Source organism: Pseudonocardia humida, from assembly GCF_023898865.1.
Classification (GTDB): Bacteria; Actinomycetota; Actinomycetes; order Mycobacteriales; family Pseudonocardiaceae; genus Pseudonocardia; species Pseudonocardia humida.
In genome coordinates this window covers 24,441-39,112 of record NZ_JAGSOV010000057.1, presented here as the reverse complement: position 1 = coordinate 39,112, position 14,672 = coordinate 24,441, and the positions used below count along the sequence as shown (strand labels likewise).

At 75.1% G+C, this 14,672-nt stretch carries 15 protein-coding genes; 9 read left to right on the top strand and 6 right to left on the bottom strand.

The window, feature by feature from the left end; all coding sequences use genetic code 11:
* Positions 1 to 47: 47 nt before the first annotated feature.
* The 4 genes from KDL28_RS26810 (at position 48) to KDL28_RS26795 (ending at position 4,279) form a co-directional block, all read left to right on the top strand.
* On the top strand, positions 48 to 1,346 hold the full coding sequence (locus tag KDL28_RS26810) for a PucR family transcriptional regulator (protein ID WP_252442836.1): 1,299 nt from the start codon (positions 48 to 50) through the stop codon (positions 1,344 to 1,346).
* 272 nt (positions 1,347 to 1,618) lie between these two features.
* A complete protein-coding gene (locus KDL28_RS26805) occupies positions 1,619 to 2,707 on the top strand; it encodes an ABC transporter substrate-binding protein (RefSeq protein ID WP_252442834.1) in 1,089 nt (362 codons plus the stop codon).
* Between the two features lie 56 nt (positions 2,708 to 2,763).
* Entirely contained in the window at positions 2,764 to 3,699 is a 936-nt protein-coding gene (locus KDL28_RS26800) for an NAD(P)-dependent oxidoreductase (protein WP_252442832.1), read from the top strand.
* 103 nt (positions 3,700 to 3,802) lie between these two features.
* On the top strand, positions 3,803 to 4,279 hold the full coding sequence (locus KDL28_RS26795) for an Hsp20/alpha crystallin family protein (protein WP_305882246.1): 477 nt from the start codon (positions 3,803 to 3,805) through the stop codon (positions 4,277 to 4,279).
* 379 nt (positions 4,280 to 4,658) lie between these two features.
* Here KDL28_RS26795 and KDL28_RS26790 read toward each other — a convergent pair whose 3' ends face one another.
* Both KDL28_RS26790 and KDL28_RS26785 read right to left on the bottom strand, forming a co-directional pair.
* Positions 4,659 to 5,219, bottom strand: coding sequence for a 2,4'-dihydroxyacetophenone dioxygenase family protein (locus KDL28_RS26790; protein ID WP_252442830.1), 561 nt, complete (start codon positions 5,217 to 5,219; stop codon positions 4,659 to 4,661).
* Between the two features lie 126 nt (positions 5,220 to 5,345).
* Positions 5,346 to 6,164, bottom strand: coding sequence for a sigma-70 family RNA polymerase sigma factor (locus tag KDL28_RS26785; RefSeq protein ID WP_252442828.1), 819 nt, complete (start codon positions 6,162 to 6,164; stop codon positions 5,346 to 5,348).
* Between the two features lie 185 nt (positions 6,165 to 6,349).
* Here KDL28_RS26785 and KDL28_RS26780 point away from each other — a divergent pair, with 185 nt between their 5' ends.
* Positions 6,350 to 7,186: a GAF and ANTAR domain-containing protein gene (locus KDL28_RS26780; protein ID WP_252442820.1), complete on the top strand. Its 837-nt coding sequence runs from the start codon at positions 6,350 to 6,352 to the stop codon at positions 7,184 to 7,186.
* Between the two features lie 72 nt (positions 7,187 to 7,258).
* Entirely contained in the window at positions 7,259 to 7,564 is a 306-nt protein-coding gene (locus KDL28_RS26775; RefSeq protein WP_252442818.1) for a DUF3040 domain-containing protein, read from the top strand.
* A 17-nt stretch (positions 7,565 to 7,581) separates the two neighbouring features.
* Here KDL28_RS26775 and KDL28_RS26770 read toward each other — a convergent pair whose 3' ends face one another.
* Positions 7,582 to 8,049 carry an Lrp/AsnC family transcriptional regulator gene (locus KDL28_RS26770; RefSeq protein WP_252442816.1) on the bottom strand — a complete coding sequence of 156 codons (468 nt, stop codon included), beginning with the start codon at positions 8,047 to 8,049 and terminating at the stop codon, positions 7,582 to 7,584.
* A gap of 171 nt (positions 8,050 to 8,220) precedes the next feature.
* On the opposite strand from KDL28_RS26770, the gene KDL28_RS26765 reads away from it, so the two are divergent.
* From KDL28_RS26765 to KDL28_RS26755, 3 genes are read left to right on the top strand one after another with little or no spacing between them, the layout of a single operon-like run.
* Entirely contained in the window at positions 8,221 to 9,282 is a 1,062-nt protein-coding gene (locus KDL28_RS26765) for a thiamine pyrophosphate-dependent enzyme (protein WP_372497080.1), read from the top strand.
* A 20-nt stretch (positions 9,283 to 9,302) separates the two neighbouring features.
* Positions 9,303 to 10,268, top strand: a complete 966-nt coding sequence (locus KDL28_RS26760; protein ID WP_252443010.1) for an alpha-ketoacid dehydrogenase subunit beta — start codon at positions 9,303 to 9,305, stop codon at positions 10,266 to 10,268.
* Complete coding sequence (locus KDL28_RS26755; RefSeq protein ID WP_252442814.1) at positions 10,265 to 11,575, top strand: dihydrolipoamide acetyltransferase family protein; 1,311 nt, start codon at positions 10,265 to 10,267, stop codon at positions 11,573 to 11,575. Before KDL28_RS26760 ends, KDL28_RS26755 begins: the two co-directional genes overlap by 4 nt.
* A gap of 9 nt (positions 11,576 to 11,584) precedes the next feature.
* Here KDL28_RS26755 and KDL28_RS26750 read toward each other — a convergent pair whose 3' ends face one another.
* The 3 genes from KDL28_RS26750 to denD form a co-directional block, all read right to left on the bottom strand.
* Complete coding sequence (locus KDL28_RS26750; protein WP_252442812.1) at positions 11,585 to 12,478, bottom strand: MOSC domain-containing protein; 894 nt, start codon at positions 12,476 to 12,478, stop codon at positions 11,585 to 11,587.
* A gap of 50 nt (positions 12,479 to 12,528) precedes the next feature.
* Complete coding sequence (locus tag KDL28_RS26745) at positions 12,529 to 12,957, bottom strand: hypothetical protein (protein WP_252442810.1); 429 nt, start codon at positions 12,955 to 12,957, stop codon at positions 12,529 to 12,531.
* Positions 12,958 to 13,122: 165 nt separating this feature from the next.
* Complete coding sequence (gene denD / locus KDL28_RS26740; protein WP_252442808.1) at positions 13,123 to 14,130, bottom strand: D-erythronate dehydrogenase; 1,008 nt, start codon at positions 14,128 to 14,130, stop codon at positions 13,123 to 13,125.
* Between the last annotated feature and the right edge of the window lie 542 nt (positions 14,131 to 14,672).

Genomic DNA, 14,672 nt, shown 5'->3' with positions numbered 1-14,672 from the left:
TGCGCCCGGTGCTGGTGCGGTTCGCACCACCTGCGTACCGTGGTCCGGTGGCCTGGACGCGCCCCGCCGAACCGATCCGCAGGCTGCTGCGCCGCGGGGCCGAGATCGCGCTGGACGCCCCGCCGGAGTGGCTCACCGAGATCGAGGACTCCACCCTGGCCGGTCCGGGCATGCGCCAGGTCGCCGACGACCCCGTGCTCAACGCGGCCATCCGGCGGACGCTGCGCTCGAGCCTGCGGCACTGGGCGCTGTCCAACCAGCGCGACCCGGGCGCGCCGGTGCCGGCGAGCATCGGTCCGGACACCCCCGGCATCGCCCGCGACCTGGTCCGCCGCGGGCTCGACGAGTCGGTCCTGCACGCCTACCGGCAGGGCCAGAACGCGGCCTGGCTGCGTTGGATGTCGGTCGCGTTCACCCTCACCTCCGACCCCGACGAGCTGCGCGAGCTGCTCGACGTCTCGTCGCGCTCGATCGCCGGGCTGGTCGACGCCACCGTTGCGGCGATCTCGGCGCAGATGCGCTCCGAGCGCGACGCCATCGCCGGGGGCACCCACGCCGACCGGCGGGAGGTGGTCTCCCTCGTGCTCGACGGCGCACCCATCACCCCGGACCGCGCGTCGGCCCGGCTGGGCTACCGGCTCGACCGCTCGCACACCGCCGCGGTCGTCTGGAACGACACCGACGACTCCGACCTCGCCGACCTCGAACGCGCCGCCGAGGCGCTGGCCGGCCCGGACCGGACCGCGCGCCCGCTCGCCGTGGTCGCCCGCGCCGCCACCGTCTGGGCCTGGATTCCCGGCCGTCCCCCGTCCACCGACGGCCTGCACGCCGCACTCGCCGGGCTGCCCGGCGTCCGCGTGGCCCTCGGCCCGACCGCCCACGGCGTGGAGGGCTTCCGCCGCAGCCACCTCGATGCCCTCACCACCCAGCGCCTGATCGCCCGCCTGCGCTCCGACCAGCGCGTCGCCGCGTTCGACGCCGTGCAGCTGGTCTCGCTGGCCACCACCGACCCCGAGGCCGCCGACCGCTTCGTCACCGACACCCTCGGCGACCTCGCCACCGCCCCACCCGAGCTGCGCCGCACCGTGCGCACCTACATCCACGCCCGCTGCCACGCCGCGCAGGCCGCCGCGGCGCTCTACACCCACCGCAACACCCTGCTGCGCCGCCTCGCCCGCGCCGACGAGCTGCTGCCCCGGCCGATCCGGGAGAACAGCGTGGCCGTGGCGGTCGCGCTGGACATCGTGCACTGGCACGGCAGCGGATCCCGTGTCGTCACTGCCGGTGATCCTGCTGTCGCCCTTCGCGGCACGACGCTCCGGGGCCGGCCGAACATCACCCGATAGCCGACATCGCAGCCACCTTGCGCGCGCAATCACCACGCCGTCGCCGTGGCGGCGGAGACGACCGTCACCCGACCATCGGTCGAGGTGGGCAGCCCGTCCGCCCGAGCGGCGGATGCGGATTGCGACATCCGTCGCGGCGCGGGCCGCCACGCACGGTGCAGGACGACCGTCAATGGTCCGTGGTGTCGCGCGGATCACCACTCCTACCCCTCCGGCGATCATTCGATCACCCTCGCGCCGCACCGCTGCCGCGCAGAGAGGAGGTCGCACCGATGCGCTCCCCCGACGCGATGGTGCTTCGTCCGGTCCCCCGCGACCACGCCCCGGTCCGTCGTCGAACCGGGTGGGCGGCGTCGGCCGCCGCGCTGGCCGTGGTGCTGGCCGGCTGCGGCGGGGCCTCCCCGGCCCGGGCCACGGCCGATCGGCCGGTCCTGTTCCCGGTGACGTTCATCAACGTCGTGCCGATCCAGAGCCTCACCTACACGCCGGAGATGATCGCCGACATCACCGGGCTGTTCGAGCGCGAAGGGCTGCGGGTCGAGTTCCAGTACGTCCAGGGCTCGGCAGGCGCGATCCAGAACGTGCTCGGCGGCACCGGGCTGGTCACCCGCATCGGCGACAGCGAGGCGATGGCGGCCATCGGCGGGCGCGGCGACGCGGTGACCGCCGTGGCCCAGCCGTCGCAGCGCTCGACGCTGCGCGTGGTGTCGCTGGCCGACGACCCGGTGCGCACCCCCGCCGACCTGCGCGGACGGGTGGTCGGGCTGGCCTCGCTCGGCGGGGCCAGCGAGGCCCTGGTCGACACGCTCGCCGCCGCGGGCGGGGTGGCCGAGAGCGACGTGCGCAAGCAGACCGTCGCGCTCGGCCCCGGCGTGCTCGACAACGTCCGCAACGGTCGCGTGGACGCCTACGTCGACACGATGGACAACGCGATCCTGCTGCAGCAGCAGGAACCCGACGCGGTGGTGCTCGACCCGTTCGACTCGACGGCCTCCGGCACCCAGATGTACATCGCCTCGCAGCGCGCGCTGGCCGACCCCGCCCGGCGCGACGCGGTGGCCCGCTACCTGCGCGCCATCCGGGCCGCGATGCAGACGGTGATCGAGGACGAGTCGCTGGACCGCACGCTGGAGCAGCTCGGCACGCACTACGACATCCCCATCCTGGGGCAGCCGGAGCTGGCCAAGGCCACCCTGCGCGACTACATCGCCAGCTGGCAGGCCAACGGCGACCTGCTGCGCACGGTGCCGGAGCGCTGGGAACGGATATACGACGAGTCCGCGCGGGTCGGGCTGGTGCCCGCCGGGCTGGAGCCGGCCGACTGGTTCACCAACGACCTGCTCACGACGACCCCGTCGTAGCCGCCCCGGGGCGGCCAGGGCTTGCCCCGGGAGCCCCGGCGTGGGAGGACAGCACGATGAAGATCCTGGTGCCGGACACCGTCCCCCTCGACGACGCGGCGATCAGCGGCGCCACCGTCGTCGTCTACTCCGCCACCGAGCCCGTCCCCGAGGAGCACACCGACGCCGAGGCCCTGGTGGCCTGGGGGAACTCCGCCGACCAGTTGCGCGACGCGGCCGGCAGGCTGACCGGGCTGCGGTGGGTGCAGGACCTCGCGGCCGGCCCCGGGGCCACGCTGAGCGCGGGATTCGCCGCCGACGTGCCGATCACCTCCGGCCGCTCCCTGCACGACGCGACCGTCGCCGAGCACACGCTCGCGCTCGCCCTCGCCGCCGCCCGCCACCTGCACCTGGCGGTGCGGGCCCAGATCGGGCACCGCTGGGCCCGCGAGATCGGCGGACTGCAGCCGCTGGACAACTCCCGGGGCCTGACCACCCTGCGCGACGCGCGGGTCGTCGTCTGGGGCTTCGGCAGCATCGGCAAGACCGTCGCGCCGCTGCTGCGCGCGCTCGGCGCCGAGGTCGTGGGCGTGGCGCGCTCGGCCCGGACCGTCGACGGCTACCAGGTGGTCGACGACGTCGACGCGGTGCTGCCGACCGCCGACATCCTGATCATGATCCTGCCCACCGCCCCGTCGACCGACAAGGCGCTCGACGCCCGCAGGCTGGCGCTGCTGCCCCCGGCGGCGTGGGTGGTCAACGTCGGGCGCGGCAGCACCGTCGACGAGCAGGCCCTCCTCGAGGCCCTGCGGGGCGGCCGGCTGGCCGGGGCCGCCCTCGACGTCACCGCCACCGAGCCGCTGCCGGCCGACTCGCCGCTGTGGGACGAGCCGCGGATCATCATCACCCCGCACGCGGCCGGGGGACGCCCGCTCGGGGCGGCGGCGCTGATCCAGCAGAACCTGGACGCGCTGCAGGCGGGCGAGCCGCTGACGAACCTCGTGGAGCGCTGAGCGGCGGGTGCTCACGCCACCGGGAATTGAGCGCGGGGCGCTCATGTTTACTCCAGTGACGGCCGGAGAGGTCCGGCCGGAAGCAGGAGGAGGCAGAGACACCATGAGCACGCTCTCGCTGTGGAGCCGCCCGTTCGCGTTCGACCGCGAGTTCGACTCGCTCGTCCGCCGGGCCTTCAGCCAGGCTCCCGGTGGCTTCACCCCCGCCGCCGACGTCACCCGCGACGGCGACGACGCCCTGGTCCGGCTGGAGCTGCCGGGCCTGGACGTGCAGAAGGACGTCGAGGTCTCGGTCGACGGCGACCGGCTGGTCGTGCGCGGCGAGCGCCGTGACGAGCACGACGAGGACCGGGACGGGCGCACCGTCCGCGAGGTCCGCTACGGCTCGTTCCGCCGCACCTTCACCCTGCCGGCGCACGTCGGCGCCGACGCGGTCACCGCGTCCTACGACGCCGGCGTCCTGACCGTCCGGGTGGCCGGCGCGCACGCCGACGCGCCCGGCGCGCGGCGCATCCCGGTGACCGGGTCCGCCCCGGCCGCCGTGGAGTCCGGCGAGGGGACCGCGTCCGAGGCGGCCTGACCCGCAGTCGAACGGGCCCGTCCCACCGGGGACGGGCCCGTCGTCGTGCACGGGGCACCCAGGGGCTCGCCCCTACCGTCACGGGTGGGCAGGGCCCGGGGGACGCCAGGGATCCGGCCGGCGCTCGGAGGAGTCCGCAGGTGGCTCTCGACCGGTGTTGATCTCGCTCGCCGGCGCTCCGGAGCTTCCTCGCAGGGTCTGTGTGGTCCTCGCAGATGCGGCAACCCCTGCGAAGACCACACCCCTCTGCGAGGACGCCCGCCCCCCGCCCTGGGACCGTCCGGGCCCGGTCGAGGGCCGCGGGAGCGGCACAGCCGGTCACCTCGGTCCGGCCGGATCAGCGGGGAGCCCGTCCGGATCGGCGAGCCGTCGCGGCGGTTCAGCGCATCAGCGCGTCCACCACGTGGGCGCCGATGCCGACCGCTTCATAGTGCTCGCGGCAGAGCGCGATGTAGTCGAACACGTCGAACGTGCCGTTCGGCTCGCCCCGCTCGTCGAGCCAGATCAGCGGCCCGGTGACGTTGAAGGTGACCTTCATCGGCTGCTCGTGCTCGTAGGCGACCAGCGTGTGCGCCTCGCCCGGCGCCTCGTAGACCCAGTCGCCCGCGGTGGCCACCCAGTCGTGCTCCAGGTAGCCCCACTTGCCCGAGATCGTGTAGGCGAAGACCTGCTGCGGGTGGTAGTGGCGGTTGACCAGTCCGGCGCCGCGCGCGTAGAGGACGTCGCACCAGCGGTTCTGGCTCGGCGAGATCCACAGCGGCCGCGAGCCCACCGTCTCGGAGAACGGCACGTAGTAGCGCTCGTCCTCGGTCGGCGCGTCGGCGATGTAGGCCTCGGGCAGCGCCCCGGGCCGGAACACCTGCTCGATGGGCGTGAGGTCGCGCCAGAACTCCCGCTGCGGTGCGGTCCCGGTCAGGTCGGTGCTGGGTGTCTCGGCCACGTCGCGCTCCCCTTCCGCTCGCCCTCGGCTGCGAGGGTCGACCCCACGCTCGCGCCGGTCCGCACCGGCCGTCAACCCGGGCCGGACGGCGCGCCCGGACCGGCCGGGTGGGCGCGGCGGTCGCGCTCAGGCCGGGCCCACCGCCATGCCGTCGCCGAGCAGCGCCCCGCGCAGCTCGCGCAGCGTGCGCGTGAGCAGCCGGGAGACGTGCATCTGGGAGATGCCCAGCTGGGTGGCGATCTGGGTCTGGGTCCGGTTGCCGAAGAAGCGCAGCATCAGGATCGTGCGCTCCCGCTCGGGCAGGGCGTCCAGCAGCGGGCCCAGCGCGTGCAGGTCCTCGACGTGGTCGAGGGCGGGGTCGGGGCCGCCGAACCGGTCGCCGGTGCCGGTCTCGGGGTCGAGCAGGGCGTCCAGGCTCGTCGCGTGCCTGCTGTCCTGCGCCTCCAGCGCCTCCACGACCTCGGCCACGTCGACCCCGATGCGCTCGGCAAGCTCGCTGGGCTTGGGCGGGCGGCCCAGGCTCTGCGCCAGCGGCCCGAGCGCCTGGTTGATCGCCACGCTGAGGTCCTTGAGCCGGCGCGACACCCGCACCGCCCACGTGCGGTCGCGGAAGTGGCGCAGCATCTCGCCGCGCACGCACGGCACGACGTAGCCCAGCACGTCGTCCGGGGACAGCTCCGGGTCCCAGCGGTCGATCGCCGTGATCAGGCCCACGGTGCCGACCTGGACCAGCTCCTCGCGGGCGGCGGGCACCGCGGCGGCGTGCCGGTTGGCGATGTTGCGCACGACCGGCAGCAGGGCCAGCACCACCTCGTTGCGCAGGCCGGCGCGCAACGGGTCGGACGCGGGGAGCTCAGCCATCCGCCGCAGCAGGGGGCTCAGATGGGCGTAGCCCGACCCGCGCTGCGGGGCCGGGCGTAGCTGGGTGGCACCGGCTGCGGACACGTCGCCTCCGTGCTCGGCGAGGGGCGGCGATTCTGCACCCGGTGCGCGCTGTGGTGGGCCCGCGAGCTCGACTGTAGTTCGATGTCGGAGAAGGCGCGCCCCGAACGGACGACCGCGGGCGCCGACCGGTGCCCGATAGGGTCTCGCGGTCGCAACGACAGCCGGACGGACCTGGAGGACGGGCGATGCAGGAACCGCGGGGGCAGGCGGGTGCGGTCCGCGACGCCGTGGCCGGCCTCGGTCTCGAGCATGGCGGCGCCGGGCACGACGGGATCGTCGAGTACGACGGGAGCAGGCGCGACGGGGCCGGGCACGACGGGGCCGGGCCCGGCCGGACCGAGCCGGTGCGCGCATGGTCCATCGCCGAGCGGCTGGCCCGCACGCTGCGCGTGCCGGCCACCGGCCCGCGCGAGCTCGTCACCACCGTCACCAGCGAGGCGGTCAGCCTGGTCGAGGCGGCCCACAGCTGCGGGGTCATCGTCACCGGGCAGCGCGGCGACATGGAGATCGTCGCCACGACCGACGCCGTTCCCCGCACGCTCGACGAGCTGCAGCAGGACCTCGGCTCCGGCCCCTGCCTCACCGCGGCGCGCAAGCAGATCGTCGTGCGCCTGCACGACGTCCCCGCCGACACCCGGTGGCCCCGGTTCCGCGAGGTCGCCTCGGAGCTCGGCGTCGCCACCATGCTCTGCCTCCCCCTCTACGTCGACGACGACGTGCTGGGCACGCTGAGCCTCTACGGCACCGAGCCCGGCGCGTTCCGCGAGGGCGCCGAACCGGTGGCCCGGCTGCTGGCCGCGCTGACCGCGATCGCGCTGGCCGAGTCGCGGCTGGCCGAGCAGATGCGCGTGGCCATGGCCAACCGCGACCTGATCGGGCAGGCCAAGGGCATCCTGATGCGCGAGCACCGGATCACCGCCGAGGAGGCCTTCACCCTGCTGCGGCTGCGGTCCCAGCACACCAACACCAAGCTGGTGGACGTGGCCCGCCGGGTCAGCGAGACCGGGACCCTGGACGGGTGAACCCGCTCGGGTGAGGTTTCGGGTCGGCGCGCCGAGGGGAGTCCGGTCGGTAGCGACGCGAGAGGTCCGCTCATGCCCGTCCCGCACCCGTCCGGCCCGGACGACCACCACCTGTCTCCCCGCGAGCGCAGCGCGCTGGAGCGCATCGAGCAGGACCTCGCCGGCAGCGACCCGGCCTTCACCCGCCGCATGCGCGGCGACGGCTACACCACCGTGGCCCTACCCCGCGGGCGGCGCCCGGCGGTCGTCGCGGCGGTCATCGGGGTCGTCCTCGTGCTGGTCGCGGCGCCGCCGTCGTGGTGGGTGCTGTTCGGCCTGCTCGCGCTGATGGGCGTGGCCACGTGGGTGCTGGTGCGCCCCTCGGACCCGGCCCGCTGAGGGTCACCCGGGCGGGTTCACCCGGCGCCGGTGTTCTCGATGTCCTCGAAGATCAGTGACGTGCGGGTGGACAGCACGCCCGGGATCGCCTGCAGGCGCTCGAGCACCACCCGGCGCAGCGCGTCGTTGTCGGCCGCCCGCACCAGCAGGATCACGTCGAACTCCCCGCCGACCAGGGCCATGTGCCGGACCTCCGGGATCGCCCGCAACCGCTCGCGCAGGTCGCGCCACACGTGCTGGCGCACCGACAGGGTCACGTAGGCCGAGGTGCCCAGCCCGACGCGCACCGGGTCGACGGTCGCGGTGAAACCGGTGATGACTCCGGTGGTGGTGAGCCGCTGCAACCGGGCGTAGGCGGCGGCGCGGGAGATGTTGACCCGTTCGGCGAGCGCGCGCACCGACAGCCGCCCGTCGGCCCGCAGCGCGGCCACGATCCGCCGGTCGACGTCGTCGACCGCGCGCCCCGCGGCCCCCGGCTGCGCCATCCGTCTCGTCCCTCCCCGCCTGGCACCGGCTCCCCTGGACGAACGGTCGCCCCCCGGTGCCACTGCGACCATCCGTCCGCGACCCGGGCCTGATTGTGGTCGATCGACCGGTCGGCCGGACAGGATTCGGCGCATCGTCTTCTCAGCTCGATCGGCGCAGCGGGAGGTGGCCTGGTGGAGACCGGGACGGTCCGGTTCATCGAGCGGGACGGCGGGTTGGCGCCCGGTGCGGGTGCCCCGCCGCCCACCGCCGAGCTGCTGGCCGGCTACCGGGCCATGGTGCTGGCCCGCAGGCTCAACGAGCAGGCCGGAGCGCTGGTGCGCCAGGGCAGGCTGGCCGTCTACCCCTCCTCGCGGGGCCAGGAGGCCTGCCAGGTCGCGGCGGTGTCGGTGCTGGAAGCGCGGGACTGGCTCTTCCCCACCTACCGCGACGCCGCCGCCATCGCGGCCCGCGGGGTCGACCCGGTCGAGGTGCTGACCATGCTGCGCGGCGACCGGCACTGCGGGTACGACCCCGTCGCCCACCGGGTGGCGCCGCAGGCCACGCCGCTGGCCACCCAGCTGCCCCACGCCGTGGGCGTCGGGCACGCCGCTCGCCTCAAGGGCGAGGACACCGTGGTCATGGCGCTGTGCGGGGACGGCGCGACCAGCGAGGGCGACTTCCACGAGGCGTGCAACTTCGCGGCCGTGTTCGCCGCCCCCGTGGTGTTCCTCGTGCAGAACAACAAGTACGCGATCTCGGTCCCGCTGGCCCGCCAGTCGGTCGCGCCGTCGCTGGCGGCCAAGGCCGTCGGCTACGGCATGCCGGGGGTGCGGGTCGACGGCAACGACCTCGCCGCGCTGACCGTCGTGCTGGGCGAGGCCGTGCGGCGCGCCCGCGAGGGCGGCGGTCCGACCCTCGTCGAGGCCGACACCTACCGCGTGGAGGCCCACACCAACGCCGACGACGCCAGCCGCTACCGCGACGACGACGAGGTCGCCGAATGGGTTCGGCGCGACCCGCTGCTGCGCCTGCGGGCCCACCTGCTCGCCGAGGGCGCGCTGACCGACGCGCTGGAGGCCGAGTGCGCCGCCGCGGCCGAGGAGCTGGCCGCCCGCGTCCGCGACGGGATGAACCGCGAACGCGCCGCCGATCCCGACGAGATGTTCGCGCACGTCTACGCCACGCCCACCGCGCAGCTGGTCGAGCAGCGCGCCGGGCTGCGCGCCGAGCTGGAGCTGGAGGGGTCGTGACGGGGGCGCGGAAGCGGACCATGGCGCAGGCGATCAACGACGCGCTGCGCGACGCGATGGACGCGGACGGCACGGTGGTCGTCTTCGGCGAGGACGTCGGCCCGCTCGGCGGGGTGTTCCGGGTGACCGACGGGCTGACCCGCGACTTCGGCGAGCAGCGCTGCTTCGACACGCCGCTGGCCGAGTCCGGGATCGTCGGCCTGGCCGTGGGGATGGCGATCAACGGGCTGCGCCCGGTGGTGGAGATGCAGTTCGACGCGTTCGCCTACCCGGCGTTCGAGCAGGTCGTCAGCCACGTGGCCAAGTTCGCCAACCGCACCCGCGGACGCGTCCGGCTGCCGCTGGTGATCCGCATCCCCTACGCCGGCGGGATCGGCGGCGTCGAGCACCACTGCGACTCCTCCGAGGCCTACTACGCCCACACCCCGGGGCTCACCGTCGTCACCCCGGCCACCAACGCCGACGCCTACGGCCTGCTGCGGGCCGCGATCGAGCTGCCCGACCCCGTGGTGTTCCTGGAGCCCAAGAAGCACTACTTCCACACCGAGGAGGTGGACTCCGCGGTGGCCGTGCCGCCCATCGGGCGGGCCGTCGTGCGCCGGGCGGGCCGCGACGCGACGCTGATCGCCTACGGACCCTCGGTGGCGGTCGCGCTGTCGGCCGCCGAGCAGGCCGCCACCGAGGGCCGCGACCTGGGCGTGGTCGACCTGCGCTCGATCGTGCCCTTCGACGACGAGACGGTGTGCGCCGAGGTGCGCCGCACCGGCCGGGCCGTCGTCGTGGCCGAGGCGCCCGGCTTCGCCTCGGTCGCCGCCGAGGTCGTCGCCCGGGTCACCGAGCGCTGCTTCCACCACCTGGAGGCCCCGGTGCGCCGGGTGACCGGCTTCGACGTGCCCTACCCGCCGCCGAAGCTGGAGAAGCACTACCTGCCCGGCGTCGACCGCGTCCTCGACGCGGTCGACGAGCTGCAGTGGGACGCCGCGTGAGCCGGCGCGTGTTCACCCTGCCCGACCTGGGCGAAGGGCTCACCGAGGCGGACCTGGTGCGGTGGCTGGTCGCGGTGGGCGACGCGGTCGAGGTGGACGCGCCGGTGGCCGAGGTCGAGACGGCCAAGGCGGTGGTGGAGGTGCCCACGCCGTACGCGGGGACGATCGCCGAGCTGCACGGCGAGGAGGGCGCGACGCTGGCCGTCGGGGCGCCGCTGGTGTCGGTCGAGGACGGCGCCGACGCCGGTGCCGACCCCGGTGAGCTCGACCCGGCCGCCGAGGCGTACCGGCGGGAGGAGCGCGCGGGGTCGGGGAACGTGCTGGTCGGCTACGGCACCGTGGAGGCGCCGCTCCGCTCCCGGCGGCGCCGGGCGGCGGCCCGACCGCAGCCCGCCCCCCAGCGCGGCGCGGAGCGCCCGGCCGTCAAGTCGCCGATCGTGCGCAAGCTGGCCCGCTCGCACGGCATCGACCTCGCCGCGCTCACCGGCTCCGGCCCCGGCGGGCTCATCGTCCGCGGCGACGTCGAGGCCGCCATCGCCGCGGCGCGACCGCCCGCTCCCCCGCAGGCCCGGGACGCCCCGGACGCCGGCGCCGACCGGGACGCTCGCACGGGCCTGCCGGTCCGGGCGCGCGTGCCGCTCACCGGGGGGCGCCGGACCACGGCCGCGGCGCTGACCCGCAGCCGCCGGGAGGTCCCGGAGGCCACCACCTGGGTCGACGTGGACGCCACCGCGCTGCTGGAGTTCCGCGCCGCGCTCGCCGACGACCGCCCGCGCCCGGGCGTGCTGGCCGTCGTGGCCCGGTTCGCGGTGGCCGGGCTGGCCGCGTTCCCCGCCCTGAACTCCCGGTTCGACCCCGATCGCGGGGAGGTCGTCGAGCTGGACGGGGTCAACCTCGGCATCGCCGCGCAGACCGACCGCGGCCTGCTCGTGCCCGCCGTGCGCGGTGCCCACCGGCTCGGCATGCGCGCCCTGGACGCCGAGATCCGCCGGCTCACCGCCGCCGCGCGCGACGGCTCGGCCACCGCCGCGGAGCTGACCGGCGGCTCGTTCACGCTGAACAACTACGGCGTGCTGGGCGTGGACGGCAGCGCCGCGATCGTCAACCACCCCGAGGTCGCCATCCTGGGCCTGGGCCGGATCCTGGCGCGGCCATGGGTGGTGCGCGGCGAGGTCGTGCCCCGCAGCATCACCCAGCTCTCGTTGGTCTTCGACCACCGGGTCTGCGACGGCGGCACCGCGGCGGGGTTCCTGCGGTTCGTGGCGGACGCGATCGAGGACCCGCTGTCGGCGCTGGCCGAGCTGTAGGGATCGCGCTCACCCCTGCGCGGTGCGCACCTCGGCGGTGTCGCCGCGGCGCACCGTGCCCGGGCGGTCGATGTCGGCGTACACGCCGGCGCACGCCCACCGGCCCATCCCCTCGATGGTGCGCCGGTTGAGCCGGGCGATCGTGCGCAGGGTGTCGCGGTCCTCGGGCAGCTCGCCCTGGGCGAGCGTGGTCATCACGCACCGCATCGTCGACATCCGCACCGCGATGCCCGCGCCGCCGACGTCGATCGCCCCGCCCACCCACTCGTCCTCGGCGAAGGCGGCGTCGGGCACGTCGAGCAGCACGTTGGGCCGGTAACGGCGCGGGTCGAACGACGAGCCCGGCGCGGCCGCCGCGAGCGCGCGCAGCGTGGCCGTGGTCAGCACGTGCAGCACGGCCAGGTCGACGAAGCTGCCCTTCGGCGCGAGCGCGGCCAGCTGCAGGGTGCTGACCGGCTCGCCGTCGGTGTGCGAGGACGTCGTGCCGGTGATGAACTCCGCGGGCGCGAGCCCCTCGATCTCCGGCCACTGCTCCTCGAACACCGGCTTCTCCGGCGCCGTGGCCGTCAGCCGGACCGGGCGCCCCACGATCGCCGAGACCGCCTCGTCGACGGCCGGGTCGTCGCTGCGCCGCGTGCCGCCGTCGGGGAAGGTGATCGCCACCGGCGGCAGGGGCTCTCCCTCGCGGGGCTCCTCGACGTAGGCCGCGCGCAGGTCGAGCAGCCGGGCCCACTTGCGCGGGTGCTTGGCGCTGGCGACCGTGCCGTCCTCGGCGTCGATGACGGCGTACCCGCGGTCGCCGATGACTCCGGCCGGGCCCAGCACCGCCTGCTCCAGCGTCTCGCCCAGCATCGACTTGACGGGGTAGCGGTGCAGGGAGCGCACGGTCGCGGTAGCGGTCATGGGATTTGTCTACCCGGCGGCGCTCCGGTTGTCGCGGTCCGGCGCGCGGCTCAGCGGCGCGAACCGGCGGACGCGAGCGCGGCCCGCCAGAGCTTCCCGGCGGCGCGCCCGCCCGGGATGCCGTCGACCCCGGGCCACTCCTGGGTGTTCTGCGGCTGCAGGAAGGAGAAGCGGTAGGGCGCCTCGGCCACCGCCAGCTTCATCCCGCCGCCGAAGTAGTACCAGGGGAACGTGACGTCGCCGACGACCTCCAGGGGCGCGTCGAACAGCACGACCGAGCTGCCCCGGTCGAGCTCGGCGGCCAGCCCGGCCCGCCCGGTGCGGCGCTCGAGCTCGGCGAGCTGGCCGCTGGTCAGCGCGCCGCGGCCGGCGGCGGTGAAGCGCAGGTGGCCACCGACGACCTCGAGCACGCCCGGGGTGCTCCCGGTCGAGCCCATGATCAGCCAGGCGGCGGTCCGCGGAGCGTCGTTGTGCAGCATCTGGAGTTCCCCTTGTCGACCCGGCGCGGGGTGCGTCCGGTGAGCACGACGGTGCCCGAGCGCGCTGAAGGTCCGCTGAAGGCGGTGCGGTGCGTGCGCCAGCGTCCGTCCCGGGTCGAACTACCGGTTCCGAGGTCGTCGAAAGGCGAGCTGCGCGCCCGGCGCTCATGCCCCCGGGCGCGGGTTGTCGGCCAGGTAGGCGCGCACGATGTCGTCGAACGACTCCTCGGGCACCAGGCCGAGGCCTTCCGCGCGCGGGGTGCGGAGGACGGCGGGCCAGCTGCGCACGATCGGGGCGATCGTCGGGTCGTCGGTCCAGTCGATCAGATCGGCGGTCTCGGGGCCGGCGACCCGGGCCAGGGCCCCCACCATCTCGGCCGGTGTGGTGCTGAGTGCGGGCAGGTTCATCGCGGTGCGGCTACCCCATGTCGCGTCGTCGACGGACGCCGCGCACAGGATCCCGTCCATCGTGCGGCGGGGCGACGAGAGGGCGACGGGGGTGTCGGCGGGCACCGGGCAGACGGCGCGCTGGCCGGCCAGCGGCTCGCGGACGATCCCGGACAGGAAGCTCGACGCCGCGGCGTTGGGCCGGCCGGGTCGCACCGACACCGTCATCAGCCGCACCGACCGCCCGCGCAGGAAGCCCTTGCGGGTGTAGTCGGCGACCAGCTGCTCGCCGATGAACTTCTGCACGCCGTAGCTGGACTGCGGGCGCGGGAGCGTGTCGTCGTCCACCACGCCGAGCGGGCCGATCGCCGGGTCGCTGCCGAACACCGCCAGCGAGCTGGTGAACACCAGCACCGGTGGGACGCGGTGGCGGCGGGTCCACTCCAGCAGCGCGCGGGTGGCGTCGAGGTTGGTGCGCATGCCGAGGTCGAAGTCGGCCTCGGCGGCGCCGCTGACGACCCCGGCGAGGTGGAACACCGCGTCGACCTCCCCGATGCCGCCGGTGTCACCGCCCCCGTCGAGCACGGCGTGCAGGTCGCCGACGACGGCGCGGACGCGGGTGTCGGCCACGAGGTCGGACGGCGGTTCGACGATGTCGACCAGCAACAGCTCGTCGACGTCCGCCGGCTCGGCACCGCCCACCGCGAGCGGCCCGGCCAGCAGCCGCCTCGCCAGCATCGCGCCAAGGAACCCCGCGCCCCCGGTGATCACCACCCGGATGCCCATGCCGCCTCCCCACCGATCGGAGCCAGGACCCGCCGAGCCTACGATCCGGGCCCGCATCGTGCTGACGTCGCAGGTCTACCGCACCTGACGGCGAGGACGGCACTGCCGGCCCGCTCCATCCCGGACCGGCGCTACCTCACAGCGGTCCACCTCGTCCGGCGCATGTGGGCGTGCTCGGTGGCACCTCCCTGGAGGCCGCTACCAGGCCCGTGACTTGATCACTCGGTGGACGCACATCCGTCCTGCCCCACGTGTTCGCCCTCGCCTGCGGTCGACTTCGGTAGCGCTTCTCGATCACCGAGCAGCCACGGCGCAGCCACCACGAGGCGAGCCGGCACGCGGCGCGCCCGAGGCGACCGCCTGTCGGGCGGACACCATGCGGCGAGCGAAGCCCTCGCCGCGACCTTCACGTCCCGGCGGTCGCCGTTGCGGGCAGAAACCTTCGGGACTTGCCGGGACCGTTTCCGGACGGCGCACGACGACATCGGTTGATCCGGGCCAGATGCTGACGTCCGCTGACAAGTTCCGACGGTTGGAGGCCG